A 17,186-nucleotide genomic window follows, 5' to 3' on the forward strand; every position below is an offset into this window, starting at 1 on the left:
TTCAACTGTACTGAACAAATTTACAAAAATACCTTTCTGTACCGATTATATTTTAGCAAACTGTACCCCTTTTGAACGGATTAATCTTATAATTTTGAATAAAAAAAAATCCCATGGATATCATTTCAAAATTTACAGTAGGTTCTGAAGAGGGAATTTCTGATCTTATAACCATTATAGATTCTTCCGTTTATACATTGCACAAAGAGTTTGTAAGTGAGGAAGACATCAAAAAATATATTCAGCAACAAATTGATCCGAGAAAGATGATCAATGATCTGAACAATCTCTCCAACCAACTGATCATGACTTATGCTGATCAGAAGCCAATCGGATACAGCATTATAAAAAGCGGTTCTCTGCATTCAGGAATTCCAGATGGAAAAAGAGCAACAGAAATAAGTTTTGTGATTCTTTCAGAGTTTGACACTCCTGAAACAAGAGAATCTCTTTGGAAAAAATGCAGATCTGCAGTAAGTTTCACAGATATTATTTGGATCAATATACTGGATCATGATCCGCTTGCTGATTTTTTAAAAGAGTGTGGTTTTATAGCGGCAGAAAGTTCGAAGGCTGGCCCTTTTCAAATGCCTTCCCATATTTTGGAATTGGAAATCAATAAAAGTTAATTCTTAATGACAGATTGCACAGGTATTTGTGTATGCTTTAATGGTAGTTCTTCTTTTTATTTTATTGATATTGAGAAAGACTATAGTTCTTATTTTTATTATCTCACTAAAAATTATTTTAGGTAAGCAATTGTTTACCTATCTTTGATTTTTATAATTTTTACCTATGAGTGATCAGCTGGAAACTATAGAAGATTATTACAGACGTATCCGTAAAAATCAGATTAAAATGTTTGATTCTGAGGATTTTGAAACAGGAAAATCCCATTTCAACATTTCGATGCGGAGATACTGCAGCTTTAAAAGCCCTTATAATCGTCGTGATTATTATAAAATCAGCTTTATCATCGGAAAAGGCACCATCCACTATGGTTCACATCAGCTGTTTATAGATGGTCCTGCCCTATTCTTCCCTTCCCCAAGCATTCCTTATTCCTGGGAATGTGAAAGCGATATACAGGAAGGATATTTCTGCCTGTTTAATCAGGAATTTTTTAATGGAAATTCAGAATTCAATCTGTTTAAAAAGACATCAATGTTCAAGGAATGGAGCAAACCGGTTGTTTTTCTGACGGAAGAACAGACCCAACTAGCCACTCTTTATTTTGATCAGATTTACAGAATGAATAACTCTACCTATCCTTTCCGCTGCAGCAGCATCAAAAGTAATCTTGCTTCTGTTATGCATCTGGCACTGGAAAACCGTGTGGAAGACATCAATCCCAATGAACTTCCTGCCAATGTTCGTCTGTACAAACTTTTTGATGAATTACTCAATAAACAGTTTCCTCTGGACTCTCCTGCTTATCCGCTGGCATTAAAAACACCTTCCGATTTTGCCGAGCACCTGAATGTACACGTCAATCATTTGAACTCTTCCGTAAAATCTGTAACACACCTTACGACAACCCAGATCATTAAGGAAAAAATGTTTGAAGAGTCTAAAAACCTGCTGAAGTATACGAATTGGGATATTGCCCAGATAGGCTATACTTTAGGGTTTGATCAGCCTGCACATTTTAATAACTTCTTTAAAAAGCATGCCCGGACTTCCCCATTAAAGTTTAAGAATTTATCTTAATATTTGATTTTTGTAATTTTTACTTTGTCTTTTAAAATCCAGTTTTGTATTTCTTGACTTATTTTTGCATAGTAAAAAATGAATGAATATGTTGAGAGAAGCATCTGAACAACGAATCAGATTAATTACCATTATGGCGTTTGTGTCTATCCCGCTTTCGGGGTTTGTCACAGATATTTATTTGCCATCATTTCCTTCTATGGCCAAAGAAATGATGGTATCGGAAAAAGATATCCAGATTACATTAACTTCATATCTTCTTAGTTACGGGATTTCACAGTTGTTTGTTGGAGGAATTCTGGATAGCATCGGGCGCTATCGTCCTAAATTGATAGCATTATTCCTATTGATCCTGACCAGTATTTTAATTACGATGACGAACAGCATTTTACTGATTTGTCTGCTTCGTATTCTTCAGGGAGCTGCAGTTTCCGTACTTGTTGTGGCCACTCGTGCTATTTTTGTGGATATTTATGATGCTGAAAGGGTAAAACATTACCTGAGCTATTTTACCATTGTATGGTCTTGCGGACCTATTCTGGCTCCTTTCCTCGGAGGATATCTTGAGAAAATATTTAACTGGCATGCTAATTTTTATTTTCTGGCCGGATATGCAGGATTCCTATTCCTTTTTGAATGGTTCTTCAGTGAAGAGAGTCTTCCCCAGAAAAAGAAACTGGATCTTTCAGAGAATATCAGCCTTTACAAAATGATGCTTAAAAACAGGATTTTCATGCTGGGTATTTTTATCTTAGGACTGAGCTATTCTATCGTGATGTTATTTAATATTACAGGCCCGTTTATTATTGAAAACACCTTCCATTTTACCCCTGTAGTTATTGGATACTGTACACTGATCTTAGGATTTTCATGGATGATCGGAGGGTTCATTGGAAAACGCAGACTGACTCTTGATTTTAAACCAAGGATTTTACAACCCATCCTTCTTCAGTTGATTCTGATCTCAGCCTTGATTATCACCAGCTATTTTACAGAAAGTCTTTTCATTATGATCCCTTTTGCCTTTTTTATTCATATCTGTTCCGGAATTTTATTTACCTCTTTCTTTACGACAAGTATGCTTTACTTTCCGAAAAATGCAGGTACTGCCGGCGGATTGATGGGTGGATTGGTATATGTGATCACTTCTGTAACAAGTTTTATCATTTCGGTAAGCGGAACGGTAACAGATCAAAAAGGTCTTTCCTGGCGCTATCTGATTATTGCATGTTTCCTTTTGGGAATTATCCTTATTATGCATCAGGCCGTTAAAAAAGAAAAAGCAGGGAATTAATCTCTGCTTTTTTTATTAATACTAAATGTTCAAGATATAATTCATAAGAAAAGCGGCCACCAAAGGGCAACCGCTTATTACATTGTTGTGTAAATTGATAATCAATAATTCTAAAAAGGCTGTGCAACTGTATTGTTCATTTTAACTTCAAATTGAACATCAGGCGTTAAGCTTGTCCCGTTCAGGTAAATCCAGTCTGTTCCTGATTTATTATAAACCTGCAGATAATAGGTATTCCCAATTCCCGTGGTATCCTTGAAGGCAACAATATCTCCATCTTCCACACTTGTTGAAAAGTTTCCTGCCTTTTTCTTTACAATTTGAATCCTTAGGTTATAAGTCGTTTTCCCATATTTTGGATAAAAATAATAGCTACCACTGCCTGAAGAAAACCAATACCAGAAATGGTTAAGCCTTTCACTGCTCTCTACTCTTACATATCCTTCTTTCAGATCAAAATAATTGTCAGAATCTCCGATATTCACGATATTAAACCAGGTTCTTGCATCACTTGGCAGTACAGAATTAACCGTCAGCCAATCATTAGGTGTTGAAAGGTTCGAACTGATATATTTTCCTGTTGCCACAGATCTCAGTGAAATACGATCATGCTTTCTGAATTTCAAACTTTTCGTAGGAGTCTTCTGATCGGAGTAAACATTGGCTTCCACAGGATAATGATCTGAATATTCTGTCCAATGATATTTAATTCCAGTTACATTCGTATACGTCATAAGGGTTGAAGCCACAGGATCGAATGCAATATTTTGCCAGGTTGGAGGCACAAGATGATCATTAGAAACCAAAATATAATCCAGATATTCTCTTTTATTGGCTGGATAAGGGTAATGATAAGAAGCCATCGTATTGGTTTTCGTATCCCATGAATATTTTAATCCTCTGTATGTAGGGGCATTTACATTCAGGGTTTGCAGCATATCAGAATATTCAGGTGTATCTTTTATAATATTAAAATCTCCACCGTAGATTACCATTTCATCTTCAGGGATATTCAGACGGTCAACAAATGATTTCATCATTCCCAACTGTTGTTTACGGATTTCCACATCTTTTCCATTACACGATGGCTGTGTAGACTGAGCATGAACTGCTATAAAGTGGATCCGTTTTCCTCCTTTTACTATTCTGGCGTAAGCAAAGCCTTTCAGGCAGTAACCATCAAAATCACATCCTGCCGGAAAAATATACTGATCCATTCTTTCTATAGGATATTTACTGGCAATCATCACACCACCGTCTTCAAATCCTCCGGAGATAATCTCACGCCAATGGCCGAAAGTATTGTTCCACCCATTTTTTGTGCGTCCTACTATTGGAGTCTGATAAGGAAAAGTAGGAAGAAGTTTTTCACGCAGCTTATCGGAGGCTGCATTATCGAAACACTCCTGAAGCATCAGTACATCATAGTTCTTCAAAAAGGAAGCTTCACCAATTTTCTGAGCTCTCGCCTGTTGTGACCATTGTGTCATACCTGACACTGCGAGTTCTTTCAACAGGAATGTGTTATACGATAATACTTTGATATTTGGAAAACCACCTCTCATGGCATTTTCCTGTGCATTAGGAAGAGTCTCATCTGGCTGAAACTGATCTGACCTACACGATAAAAGGGTTAAAAGACAAAGTACCGGAAGAAACCGGAATAATGAAAATTTCATTTGATTCATAAGTTTTTAAGTTAAAATTGTTTTGTTTTGCTGCGGCCAAAGTAAAATTTACAGCATAAACAAAAATGAACTGAATGTTATCTAAATAATAATTTTCCGGTTCGTCATTTAACTATTAAAAATTATCATAATCTAACGGCCTAATTAGTTTCAATTAAAACTAATTTTTCGTATATTTGTTAGGATAAATCTTGCTGAAAATCCTTTTTAACAGGCGTTTTAGCCGTCTATTTCATTATAAAAGTATGCCCGTAAAACAGAATAACATATCGGAACTTGCTCTGGAGCTTGGCCTTGCAATGAGTGAAATGAAAAGCCGTCTTCGGCAGAAAATCCAGACTATTATTAATGAATATGATCCGGATTTGTCATTTGAACTGATTGAAATCCTGGGATTGCTTTCACGCAATAGTGGCATCAACCAGCAGGAAATAGGAAATAAGGTAAGCAAAGACAAGTCAAGTATCACCTATCTTATCAACAGTCTTGTGAAACGAGATCTTGTTGAACGGATCGCTGATAAAAACGATAGGAGAAATAAACAGATCTTTTTAACTCCAAAAGGTAGACAGATTGTAGAAACTGTTTATCCCTGGGCGTTGGATCTTTATAAAAAGGCAGCTGATGATATTCATGAAGAAGAGATCATTAAAGCACTGCTTTTGGTAAAAAAAATGACAGCTAACCTGGAAGAATCAGGACCAAAACATAATACAATATGAGAACAATCCTTGTACCCATTGATTTTACATCAACTACGGAAAATGCAGTAAGAATTGCCGCAGATTGGGCAAAAACCTACGAATATCAAAACATCATCTTACTCAAAACAGCGGGAGAATCTGAATTTGATTATCTGCATATTGCAGAAGGGCATTCATTTGTGAATGAAGAAAGTGTCAATAATTTGCTGCAGAGAACAGAATTATTATTTGATGAGCTAAGCAGAATTATTACAGAAAAGTCACCTGAAGTTAAAGTTTCCAGAGTTTTAAGTGATTGGACTCTTACCAGAAGTATTAATGAGCTTTTAAAAAACCAACCGTCTGTGGAACTGATTATTCTGGGCAGTGATGACCAGACTTCATCCACTGATAGTTTTGTTTCTGACAATATCATAAGTATTGCAAGAACAAGCCCTGTAAAGACTTTAATTATACCCAACAGCTATCATTATACCCCTATTAAAAATATCTTTATTCCCTGTGATATAAAGGATATTAGAAGATTAGAAAGACTTTTTCACCACAAATCTGTTATTCACAAACAAGATGTACGCCTTTCATTTTTAAATATCAATACCCGTGAAAAAGAGGATGAAGGCAAAAAAAGGGAACTGGAAGATTATATACGTGAGCATTTAACAGAAATTCCGAGCAGTATTCATTATTCTCATGATGAAAATGTCATCAATGGTATTCTAAGTTTTGCCACCTCCAATGAAGCCGACCTTATCATTGCTTTACCGGGTAAGCATAGCTTTCTGTATTATCTGGCAAGCAGAAGTATTTCTGAAGGAATTTACCAGAACACCCATCAGCCTGTTTTAATTTTAAAATAATAAAAGAACCCAATAAAGTGAATGAAAGCTAATAATAAATTTTAGTGCTTTCAATTTTAACCATTTTCTGCTCTTCCATTTTCTTGACATATCGAATCACCGTCTCCACACGAAGACCGGTTAAGGTTGCTATTTGCTGTCTGGTGTAAGGAACCAGAAATGAATAAGGTTCTTCAAATCCGAAATATTTTTTAATATGATCAAAAAGCTTCATGAGCTTTATGATTGGATCTGAAATTGCCAGAAAGCTGGAAATCATAAATCTGAAATGCATTCTGTCAGCCATGTATTTATTAATCTCAAGCATTAATTCAGGCTTTTCCAGCAGTATTTCGAGAATTTTAGTTTTGGGAATTCTAATAATTTCACAATGGGTAACAGCAATGGCATTAATGGCATAATGATGATCGGTAAATAAATAGCTTTCACCAATACAATGTCCATCAAAGGGAAGCCCATGAACAAATTCTTTTCCGTCTTCCAAAAAGGTATTCAGTTTCACAGTACCATGCCTGATCTGGAAATAATATTTTGCTGCGGTACCTTCCTGAAAAACAGCATCTCCTGCTTCATAGTTTTCCAGAGTGGCTCCGTGAGAAAATAATAAGTCTTCATTTATGACCATCTTGTTATTATTAATTTAAATAAAAAATACTTAAAGCATAAGCAATGCCGTAACTTATCAAATACCCAAAACATGGTATATTTTAAAATCAGCATTACTCATTCAGCCTGATTCAGGCCGTAATTTTCTTTTTATGTTTTGCTCCCCAATCTGCCAGTGCAGCAATAACATCTTTCAGTGACTCGCTGTATGCTGTGGGAACATATTCTACCAACACCGGCTTCTGGTCTGTGATAACGGTTCTTTCCACCAGATGATTCACCTCCAGCTTTTTCAATTCACTGGATAATACTCTTGCCGAAATACCACTGATGGTTCTTTGGAGTTCATTGAAGCGTGTATGCCCACCCAGAATAGCAATCATAACCCGAATGGTCCACCTGCCTCCCAAAACGTACAAAGCATCCTCTGTAGCAGCCAGATGAGTACTGCACTGCGGCCTTGAGTACACTATTTTTTCTTCTTCCATTGTCTCTGTTTTCTGTTGTTACTAACCTAAATGTTATTACTAACCTTTCGGTAACTACTATCTTTTTATTAGTAAATATAAATAATTTTGAAACATCAATTTTAAAAAAAAATAAAAAATGAAACGAGTACTTCATATTACTTCAAGTCCAAGAAGCGAGTCATCAATCAGTAAAAAACTGGGAAATGCTGTTGTAGAAAAAATTACAACCAAATATCCTGACAGTGTTTTAAAAAAACGTGATCTAGCCAATCCTCTTTTCCCTCATTTGGAAGAAACACATATCAATGCATTTTTTACTCCCGCTGAAAACCGTACTTCTGAGCAGTTGGAAACAGTAAAACTTTCAGATACCGTAATTGATGAATTGCATGAAGCAGATATTATCATTATTGAAGCTCCTCTTTACAACTTTAGTATCACGTCTACATTGAAATCATGGCTTGATCATATTGCCAGAGCAGGAAAAACATTCAGCTATAGCGAAAATGGTCCTGAAGGACTGGTAAAAAATAAGAAAGTATATCTTGCTTTTTCCAGTGGCGGAGTATATTCTGAACGAGAAAGGCAAGCTTATGACTTTGTAGTTCCTTACTTAAAACAAACGCTTGGATTTATGGGAATGACTGATATTTCCGTTGTCCGTGCAGAAGGACTTTCTGTTCCGGTTATTCAGGATACGGCCCTGCAAAAAGGCATTGAAAGTATTGTTGTAGAGTAAAAATTAAAAAAGCTGTTTCTCCGGAACAGCTTTTTTTATATCCGGATTACATTATTGGTGAAGTTAATCTTTACATTATTAAAAGAACATTTTTCTCAACATATGTAAAGACTTTTCCGATTTTTTTCTCTCATTTTTACTTTATTAAATGAAAGATTATGGAAAACAATAAACAACCCAAACTGATTAATCCCGCTGAATTATTCAATCCCAGCCCTTATGGCTTCTCCCACAGTATTTCTGTGGAATCTCCCTCCACAATATGTTTTATATCCGGCCAAAGCGGTGGTGTTGGAGAAAACCATGCATTAGCAGATGACTTTAAAACGCAGGTTCAGGATGCTTTGAATAATCTTGAAATAGTATTACAAAACCATTCTATGACGTTTGATAATATTGTCAAAATTACTCTTCTCATTGTTGACCACAATCAGGATAAACTTGAAATCTGGGCAGAAGAGGCAAAAAAAGCATGGAAAAATGCATACCTGCCTACCAGCACGCTTATCCCTGTAAGTCAACTTGCCTTACCAGGAATGTTGTTTGAGATTGATGCGATTGCAGTAAAAAATTAGTTACTGTTAAGTCTTTCCATAAGTAATGATGAAAAGCTTTTTACTCCGGTTCTGATACTTTCTTCATCCACCTGAAAATTGGGAGAATGATTCATGGCAATTACACCCTTTCCAAAATTGGATCCTCCCAGAAAGAAGTAAACTCCCGGAATTTTTTGTTGAAAGTAGGCAAAATCATCATTAAAAAACGGAACCTGTCCGTAATCTGAGGCTACTGACTGTTTTCCATATAGATTCTGAAGAATTTCTATTGCCAAATGAGTCAGTTTTTCATCGTTGATAACAGTTGGGTTTCCTTGAATAAATGACACCGAAAGAAGCTTTTCTTTATAACCGCTGCCTTCAATAATTTTATGAATGGCAGGAATTATCTTATCCAAATTAGAGGCATTTGTCTTATACAGATAGTTTTCAAGAACAGATTCATTATTTTTAGAATATATATTGAATTTCCCGTCAGCAAAAAGATAATCTTTGAAAATAGTATCAGGATTCGTCAGTCCTAATTTAGGATCTACGATAGATTGTAATTCCCAGGGTTTGCCTCCGTCAGAAGTTCGGAGTAAAGAATTGCTGATCTTCTTTGCTAACCCGTTGAGCTCTTCTTCTGACAATCCATTTTTTAACTGAATCCTGATTCTCTTCTGATACGCAAACATTTCATTGGGTTTCACCATGATCTGCCCGACAGGTGTAGCGGTCACATGCAATCCGTAAATTTCATCTGGTTTTATTTTGGAAAGCAATCCGTTGTGAAGCATTTCTTTTGCTCCTTTAAAAGTTTCTTCTTCGGGCTGGAATATAAAATAAACTGTACCTTTTAATTCTTTTTTATTTTTTGCAAGAACCTCAGCAATTCCCAATCCAATCGCCATATGGATATCATGACCACAGCCATGCTGAATTCCTTTTATTTTTGATTTGAAAATTTCAGGATCGGGATAATCATTCGGAAGGGCATCCATATCTGATCTCCACGCAATTTTTTTTCCTGCCTTACCTCCTTTCAGAATCCCTACAACACTATGTCCGTAAATCTCTGTTTGAACTTCTATTCCCAGATCCAACAGATACTTCTTAATTTTTTCCTGAGTTTGCTTCTCCTTCCCTGCCAGCTCCGGGTTTTCATGAAAGTCCCGTCTGATATTCACCAATTTATTGAATATCTTATCTGTTTCCTGTTCAATAGATTGATGTACGGACAGCAAACTTCTATTTTTCGAAGAATGGGCAGTTGTTTCCTTTTTGTTACCCAGTCCCTGAGCAGACAAAAGAGAAGAAACAAAGCATAATAAAGTTAAGGTAAGGCGTTTCATGGTTATCAGTAATGGGTTTTATCTTTTATAATCGTTAAGTCAAAGGTTCAATTATACAGATTAGACATATGCTGTTTCGCTTTCGTTACATGCTGATCATCAATTTATTATTATTTTTTAAGTTATGGACTCCTCGGACATTAAAACCCCGTTTTATATTCAATACCACATTATTTAAAATAATTCTAAACTAGGTGAAAACAAAACCTCCTGAAACAGCCTATTATAAAGGGTTTGTTACAAAAAATTAAAATTTAATAAACACAAATTACGTAGAAATACTGAATCTTATCTGCAGCGATCTGATTAATTTCGGATAAACAAAATTGATAACTATGGATCGCTTGAAAAACATTCAATCATTTCTGAAAAAGAGGTGCTATCTGAAAAATCCGGCAACTATAGATCGATCGGCATGATAACCTCCTGTGAAAAGGAGTTGAAGATATCTAACCCAAATTTTTAACGAAATGAATATTATTAACAAAATCCTCAACGTCGACGATTATTATTTCGACGTGTTTATGTCTATCTCGGAAGCGCTTGCCGGATTTACAGTAAATGAACTACAGTCAACAGGGCTTGCAGAAACGTATTATACTTATGTTTTAAAAAGCCTGGATACAGAAACTTTCGTAGAATTCCTTACCGTTTCTAAAAATATTCTTGAAAATCATTCAGGTAAAGAAGAAGTAAACAAGGCTATTCAATCGGAAATTATCGGAAATCCGGGAATGAATGACATTGCCGGAAAAGTAATCACCATGTGGTATTTGGGAACCTGGGAAGGAGCCTATATCAATGATCTTTCTTACAAGGAAGGTCTTGTATGGAATCTGATGCACTCCCATCCTCCGGGAGCCAAGCAGCCGGGATATAAATCATGGAATATTAAACCTGTAAACAGTAACTCATGAGCCAGACCAATAACAAAAAAGATGTAATCATCGTAGGAACGGGGATCGCAGGATCATTGATCGCGAAGCTATTGTCCGATCATGTATTTGATGTAACCAAAGGAAAAATGATCCATCGTGCAGATGCCGGAAAATCGGATAATATCAAGGAAATATCAATCCTGATGTACGAAGCAGGCCTGGAAGCTGGTATCGAACTGGATTCCGTATCCTCAATGACCACTTACAATGAATATATCCGTACTTTTTACAGAGAGGAAGCCAAAGTTCCCAATTCTCCTTATCCGAACTTAAAGCAGGCTCCTTCTCCCAACGTTCTGGATATGGACCACATTGTTCAGCCGTATCCTAGTAAAAAGGGTTATCTGGTACAGTTTGGGCCAATGCCTTTTGCAAGTGATGCGATAAGAGTAGGTGGTGGAACTACCCTTCACTGGCTGGGAACTACACCAAGAATGCTTCCCAACGATTTTAAACTTACAGAAAAATATGGCATCACTATTCCAAAGCCGGATTCTGATGAAAAAACTTCTATCAACTGGCCGATAAATTATGAAGAACTAAGGCCTTATTATGAAATGGCAGAATTTGAAATCGGGGTTTCCGGAGATGTTTCAAGACAGGAATATCCAATTACGGAGAAAACGGAAGAATATTATGGGAATTATGTATTTCCGATGGAGGAAATTCCTCAGAGTTATATGGATCATAAAATCATTGAAGGTCTTAAAGGGACAAGTGTAAAACTGAGTTCCGGAGAGATTTCCTTAATGATGGTACCTTCTCCACAGGGAAGAAATTCTATTCCGAATCCAAAATACGGGAAAACAAAGATCATCAAAGCTGAACCAAAAGATTCCGGATATAAACTGGTTTTAGACAGCTCTGAAAAAGAAGAATACAAAGCGCTTGGTTCTGTATGGAATCCTTATATGGGAGAACGCTGTGAAGGAAATGCGTCATGTGTTCCGATCTGCCCTGTTCAGGCTAAGTATAATGCTTTAAAAACCTTGAAAAAAGCTTTATATAAACTTAATGACAACGAAAATCTTAAGCGTAACCCATACATGCAGATCCAGGCGCAGAGTGTGGTTTACAGATTAAGTATTGACCAAAATGATAAAGATAAAATATCGAAGGTTCATTTAAGAAGATATACTTCAAAAGAGAAAACAGATTTTGTTGAAGAATCTATTGATACTTCAGAAGCTATTGTGATTTTGGCTGCTAATGCTTTTGAAAACCCAAAAATTCTACTGAACTCCAAATATACGGTTAACAACGTTGTCAAAACAGCTGCCAACAGCAGTGATCAGGTGGGAAGAAACTTAATGGATCATATGGTAATGCTGACGTGGGGACTTTTCCCTGAACCGGTTTATCCTTACAGAGGCCCTGGTTCTACCACAAACATTTCTTCTTTCCGTGACGGAAGCTTCAGAGATCAATTTTCAGCATGGATTTCTCCTCTTGACAACTGGGGATGGGGATGGCCGGCATTTTCTCCGGGCTCTGATGTCGCAAAATTTATTGAAAAAGGTTTTTTTGGAGCAAAATTAAGAAAAGAACTTACCGACAGACTTTCAAAACAGGTATTATTTCATTTTGAAATTGAACAGCTTCCCAATCCTAATAACAGAGTTACGATTAACGATCAGTATCTGGATGTATTGGGAATTCCGCGCCCTGTTATTCACTATGAACTGACAGAGTATGAAATGAAAGCAATGGAACAGGCAAAAAAAGCTTCTGATCAGATGTTTAAAAGATTAAATATTGAGAGCTTCACAGAATATACTGCAAAAGACAAGAATTCTGTGATGTACAACGGAGAAAGATATTCTTATAACGGAGCTGGCCACATCGTAGGAACTCACAGAATGGGTTCTACAGCAGAAGATTCTGTAACCAACAGCTATTGCAAAGCCTGGGATCACCCGAATTTATACATTGTAGGAGCAGGAAATATGACCACTCTGGGAACTTCAAACCCTACTTTAACCTTATCAGCATTCACAATCCGTTCGGTAGAATCTATTCTTGCTGATCTTGAAATTCAACTTAAAAAATAACAACATGAGACAAAGACTTATCAATAAAACAGCACAACCCCAGGAAACTTTATTAACCGCAGGAAGGATGGCAGCAAGAAGCGCCGTTGTTACTGAAGCCGTTTCATTACCTTCTTTATTATTTGATTCAACACTTAGTAAAGAAGATTGGATAGAAGGATTAAAACATCACAGCAAAACCTTAACTAATCTTTTGCTTAATGATCAGATCAAAGATTTTAATGCTTATCTGGAATCTGAGTTGGGATCTGGAGTTTCAGAATTAAAAAAAGGGATAACAGAAATTGATTATAAACCGGTTTTACAAGACCTCTTGCAAACGGCCATTCTTATCGAACATTCTACAATTCCTCCTTACCTTACGGCTTTGTACTCAATCAAGGATGGAACTAACGCTTTGGCTTCACAAATTATCAGAAGTGTTGCTGTAGAAGAGATGCTTCACCTGATTATGGTTTGTAATGTTCTGAATGCTATTGATATTCAGCCTTCTGTCAACAAACAGGAAAACTACCCTACTTATCCGATGAAATTACCGATGAACGTTGATTTCTATGTAGGTCTGGAAACATTCTCAAGCAACAGCATTGCTACATTTATTGCAATTGAAAGTCCAAGCCAGCCTCTGGTAAAAGCTCCAAAATATGATCACGAAACCGATTCTTCTGCATTATATTCTCAAAGAGCTGCGGTACAGGAAAACAACTTCTGGACTCTTGAAAACATGAAGGGCTTCATCATGGAAAACGTACATACTATCGGTGAATATTATGACGTACTATTCTTCTATATCGTTATTTTCCAAATCATTGCTTATTACAAAGAACATGGAAAACTTCCGACAAATTTTGAGGAATTAAATAGCGGAGGAATTTTTACAGGAGATTCAAAAAAACAGATCCGTCCGGAACAATATTACGGAAGTGGAGGAAAATTACATTCTGTAGAGGCTTTGGCCGGAGTAATTGCTGTTTTCCAGGAAATCAAAGGGCAAGGTGAAGGTGCTGATGACTCTATTTTTGATGTTGACCCATCCCAGTTTGAAGAAGGGGTTGAACTGGCACATTATTTCAGATTTAAAGAAGTTTTCCATGAGCATTTCTATCTCGGAGGAAACTATGAACCTTTCATGGATGAAAACGGAATGATGCCTGTAACAACTCCGCCTACAGGAAAAGACCTTCCGGTAGACTGGAATGAGGCTTATCCTATGAAGCCCAATCCGAAGATGAAAGACTATGCAGAAAATGAAGCATTACATACACAGGCTGTTGAGTTTAATAAAACTTACAGACGTTTATTGGATGCTATACAAAGTGCTGTGGAAGGAAATCAGAGAGAACTGGAAAAATCCATTATGTATATGTATGCTTTGAAAGAGCAGGCTGTTAATTTGATGAAACAACCTTTGGATGCACAAACTAACGCAGGTCCCACTTTCGAATACATCAATCTATAATCATAAAAACGATATATCATGTTAAAAAGAAAAAAAGTAAGTCCGGAAACGGGAGGAGAACAGTTATTCCGAAAAATGCCGGGTCAAAATGAAGTTAATCTGGCTGAAGTAATGGATGGCTATTCAAAACTTCTTATTGATGATCCGGTAAGACCATTCAGAGAAGACAACCTGCAGGCCATTGAAAATAATGTAGACTATGGAATCCTTGCTGCATTAAACGGTACATGGGTAAGCTATAATGTTAATTACAATAAAGACGTTCCCAAACCTTCATTAGCAAGCGGAGTACATACTACCATCATGCCTTCCCCAGGAACCAATTCAGGAACGATTCCCGGAAAATTCGCTTTTGACAGTGAAGAATATATTGAGAAACTGACATTCTCCATCGTTCCCGGAGGAGTACGTAACCGTGGTGGTGCAAGTGAACTTTTCTGCGGAGCAGTTAAATATGAACAAACCATTAAAAGTGTTAATGCTATACCAGGACAGGAAGCCCTGAAATATACACCCATCCACGAAGAAAACGGAATGTACCTATGGCTGAGTGATGTCTATAATCATGCAGCAACGAAAGAATCTATTGAAAGAGACCGTGGTATTCATGCCATTTCAACAGAAGATGCAAAATATGGATATACCGGAGAATACAGAGATGAGCCTTTGCTAAGGATAACACCAGACGGAGAAGCCCACCCAAAATATATTCTTCAAAGCCAGCTGGAGCCGGGACAACCTTATTATGAGATCATTCCGGCACAGGAAATAAAGCCGGGAGCAGGGCTTGATGGCCCTTATTTTATCCCGGACTACTCTATCTCAAGAAGCGGTGTTATTCCTCATGGAAGTACCATTACTTTGCTTGGAGATATCATCCCTCAAAATAAAGATAAAAAGACGTACTATTTAATTGAAGGCTCTCCTCAGTTCCCTTATGGTAAAGAAGCCTGGGAAACCAATCACCTTTCAATTTCACGTACAATGGGAAATGCCGGAGTAACTCCTGAGGAAATCATTGATCTTGATCAACCAGCACCGAAGTGGGTTCATGAAACACTTGATGATGTTAATGATCCGGGTTCAAATAAGATTTATACCCAGAGAATACTGGCAGATGATTTATATCCTTACTCTGTGCGCCCTGATTTAAGATTAAGAGATACGCTAAGAGGTCAACATGTCAGCAATTATGTTCATGTGAGAATGTCTTCCAAAATGAAAACCGGAGCGCAGGGAGGAGTTTTGAACGTTCCTTTTGTCAACCGTTTCGTTCCGACTGTTGAAGTGGATATGGACATGTGGATTGAAACCATCATTGAAGACGGAAAAGAAATTCTTCAGCTTCAGTACGAACAAATTGTATTCTTTGAATTTGATTTCGGTAACGACGGAGGTACTACAAGCTGGCCTCACATTCAGGTTAATACCCTTCGTAAGATACAGGATATTCCTGAAGATCAGAGAAAGGTTATTGAAGAACAGTTTTATAATACTGCAGGAAGTTCTGATGCAGCTTCAGGGTGTCCTTATCATAAAGGATAAACTACCATAAGTATCATATAAAAAAGGGGCAATAATTTGCCTCTTTTTTATTTTCTTTATAATAAATTAAAGATTATCGTGGGTCTGTTCTACCATGAAAGATATTGCCTTTTTGATTTTTTCACGCCCTTCAGGAGTATTGGTATCTATACCACAGAAAATACTGCCATTCAGAGATGCAAACATATTGAGGTAGTATAGTCCTGAAACCATGATAGCCATAATAGAGCGGTAGGTATCCATTTTATCTTTGAAACGGGATTCCATCAATAATTTGAAGATATATTCTCCATTTTCTTCCTGAGTATCAATCAGTTTTTTTAATGATTTCCGGGGCTCAGAAATAGTCCACAACAATAGTTTTTGAGCTTCTTTATTGGCGTATACGTAATCAAACTGTGAAAGAAGCATATGTTCTATAAATTCTCTGCCTCCATCTTCAAGATTCGGTTTCATCTTTTCCACTTCCTCGCTGGTTACTTTTACCCAGAAATCCTGTGTACGGACATATTCGTCCATCAGACCATCCATTCCGCCAAAATAGGTATAGATCATTTTCTTATCTACCCCGGCAGTAGCAGCGATATCATTAATCTTCAACCCTGCATGTCCCTTCGTTTTGAGTATTTTTCCAACGGCATCCAAAAACTTTTTTTTGCTGCGTTCTTTATTCCTAATACTACCTGATGCTGACTTTCTTTCCATGACTAAACATTCAATATACAAGTTTAAGAAATTTTTTTATCATTTTAGACACCATCAAGTGTCTAATTTAATCTATTTGTATATATTTGCACAAACTAAAACCATTTTATATATAAAACACTATCGAAGTTGAAAAATTAAAAACTATTCAGATTGTATCGTTAGTTCCCTCAGTTTAAAATATTTCGAACATCAACGACTGAGGTAAAAACACAACCAGCAGCATCATTTTTCCATAGTGATGCTGTTTTTTCATCTCAAAAAAATGGAATGATATTAAATAAAATACTTTTTTATAGATATTTTTTATCACTTATTCTTTTTAGGAAGCATACACTTACTATAAGATAGAAATTCTGTTGTATTTTACAGGTTAAACCTATTGAAAAACATTAATTAATAGAAGTTCTTACTCTTATAACAAAAAATAATATACTGAATTTCAAAACATTAAATGAAATTAAGAAAAATTTCACTATTTTACACACTTAACAGTGTCTTATTTTATATATTTGTACAAACTAAAACC

The 17,186-nt window shown here is 36.4% G+C and carries 16 protein-coding genes; 11 read left to right on the forward strand and 5 right to left on the reverse strand.

The genetic code is table 11. The features are described from left to right. Positions 1-113 precede the first annotated feature (113 nt). The 3 genes from ACKTTZ_RS22535 to ACKTTZ_RS22545 all read left to right on the forward strand — a co-directional run bounded on the left by ACKTTZ_RS22535 (position 114) and on the right by ACKTTZ_RS22545 (position 3,004). Positions 114-629, forward strand: a complete 516-nt coding sequence (locus ACKTTZ_RS22535; RefSeq protein ID WP_034696612.1) for a hypothetical protein — start codon at positions 114-116, stop codon at positions 627-629. A 166-nt stretch (positions 630-795) separates the two neighbouring features. After that, complete coding sequence (locus tag ACKTTZ_RS22540; protein ID WP_034696540.1) at positions 796-1,710, forward strand: AraC family transcriptional regulator; 915 nt, start codon at positions 796-798, stop codon at positions 1,708-1,710. Between the two features lie 88 nt (positions 1,711-1,798). Next, positions 1,799-3,004, forward strand: coding sequence for an MFS transporter (locus ACKTTZ_RS22545; RefSeq protein ID WP_407846662.1), 1,206 nt, complete (start codon positions 1,799-1,801; stop codon positions 3,002-3,004). A gap of 110 nt (positions 3,005-3,114) precedes the next feature. Here the strand turns inward: ACKTTZ_RS22545 and sph are convergent, their stop codons facing one another. After that, positions 3,115-4,683: a sphingomyelin phosphodiesterase gene (gene sph, locus ACKTTZ_RS22550; protein WP_407846663.1), complete on the reverse strand. Its 1,569-nt coding sequence runs from the start codon at positions 4,681-4,683 to the stop codon at positions 3,115-3,117. A 254-nt stretch (positions 4,684-4,937) separates the two neighbouring features. On the opposite strand from sph, the gene ACKTTZ_RS22555 reads away from it, so the two are divergent. Further along, the gene (locus tag ACKTTZ_RS22555; RefSeq protein WP_407846664.1) at positions 4,938-5,414 is read left to right on the forward strand and encodes a MarR family winged helix-turn-helix transcriptional regulator; all 477 of its coding nucleotides are present in this window, start codon (positions 4,938-4,940) and stop codon (positions 5,412-5,414) included. Continuing rightward, positions 5,411-6,253 (forward strand): universal stress protein, encoded by an 843-nt coding sequence (locus ACKTTZ_RS22560; protein WP_407846665.1) that lies wholly within the window; start codon positions 5,411-5,413, stop codon positions 6,251-6,253. Before ACKTTZ_RS22555 ends, ACKTTZ_RS22560 begins: the two co-directional genes overlap by 4 nt. 28 nt (positions 6,254-6,281) lie before the next feature. Here the strand turns inward: ACKTTZ_RS22560 and ACKTTZ_RS22565 are convergent, their stop codons facing one another. Then, positions 6,282-6,878, reverse strand: coding sequence for a Crp/Fnr family transcriptional regulator (locus ACKTTZ_RS22565; RefSeq protein ID WP_253317359.1), 597 nt, complete (start codon positions 6,876-6,878; stop codon positions 6,282-6,284). Between the two features lie 112 nt (positions 6,879-6,990). Next, positions 6,991-7,347 (reverse strand): helix-turn-helix domain-containing protein, encoded by a 357-nt coding sequence (locus ACKTTZ_RS22570; RefSeq protein ID WP_034696547.1) that lies wholly within the window; start codon positions 7,345-7,347, stop codon positions 6,991-6,993. Positions 7,348-7,465: 118 nt separating this feature from the next. Between ACKTTZ_RS22570 and ACKTTZ_RS22575 the strand changes: the two genes are divergently transcribed. After that, a complete protein-coding gene (locus tag ACKTTZ_RS22575) occupies positions 7,466-8,068 on the forward strand; it encodes an FMN-dependent NADH-azoreductase (RefSeq protein WP_407846666.1) in 603 nt (200 codons plus the stop codon). Between the two features lie 158 nt (positions 8,069-8,226). Continuing rightward, positions 8,227-8,643 (forward strand): RidA family protein, encoded by a 417-nt coding sequence (locus tag ACKTTZ_RS22580; RefSeq protein WP_034696549.1) that lies wholly within the window; start codon positions 8,227-8,229, stop codon positions 8,641-8,643. Here ACKTTZ_RS22580 and ACKTTZ_RS22585 read toward each other — a convergent pair. Further along, entirely contained in the window at positions 8,640-9,959 is a 1,320-nt protein-coding gene (locus ACKTTZ_RS22585; protein WP_407846667.1) for a M20 family metallopeptidase, read from the reverse strand. The two genes, ACKTTZ_RS22580 and ACKTTZ_RS22585, sit on opposite strands and share 4 nt — an antisense overlap. Before the next feature lie 470 nt (positions 9,960-10,429). On the opposite strand from ACKTTZ_RS22585, the gene ACKTTZ_RS22590 reads away from it, so the two are divergent. The 4 genes from ACKTTZ_RS22590 to ACKTTZ_RS22605 are packed head-to-tail and all read left to right on the forward strand — an operon-like array spanning position 10,430 to position 15,952. Further along, the gene (locus ACKTTZ_RS22590; protein ID WP_034696550.1) at positions 10,430-10,876 is read left to right on the forward strand and encodes a hypothetical protein; all 447 of its coding nucleotides are present in this window, start codon (positions 10,430-10,432) and stop codon (positions 10,874-10,876) included. Further along, positions 10,873-12,948, forward strand: coding sequence for a GMC oxidoreductase (locus tag ACKTTZ_RS22595; RefSeq protein ID WP_407846668.1), 2,076 nt, complete (start codon positions 10,873-10,875; stop codon positions 12,946-12,948). Before ACKTTZ_RS22590 ends, ACKTTZ_RS22595 begins: the two co-directional genes overlap by 4 nt. Before the next feature lie 4 nt (positions 12,949-12,952). Continuing rightward, positions 12,953-14,407, forward strand: a complete 1,455-nt coding sequence (locus tag ACKTTZ_RS22600; RefSeq protein ID WP_156106469.1) for a ferritin-like protein — start codon at positions 12,953-12,955, stop codon at positions 14,405-14,407. 18 nt (positions 14,408-14,425) lie between these two features. After that, positions 14,426-15,952, forward strand: coding sequence for a peroxidase, FMP-type (locus ACKTTZ_RS22605; RefSeq protein ID WP_407846669.1), 1,527 nt, complete (start codon positions 14,426-14,428; stop codon positions 15,950-15,952). A gap of 66 nt (positions 15,953-16,018) precedes the next feature. On the opposite strand, the gene ACKTTZ_RS22610 is transcribed toward ACKTTZ_RS22605, so the two are convergent. Further along, positions 16,019-16,657, reverse strand: coding sequence for a TetR/AcrR family transcriptional regulator (locus ACKTTZ_RS22610; RefSeq protein ID WP_034696556.1), 639 nt, complete (start codon positions 16,655-16,657; stop codon positions 16,019-16,021). Positions 16,658-17,186 lie beyond the last annotated feature (529 nt).

The organism is Chryseobacterium sp. KCF3-3, assembly GCF_045865955.1.
In the GTDB taxonomy this organism is placed as follows: Bacteria; Bacteroidota; Bacteroidia; order Flavobacteriales; family Weeksellaceae; genus Chryseobacterium.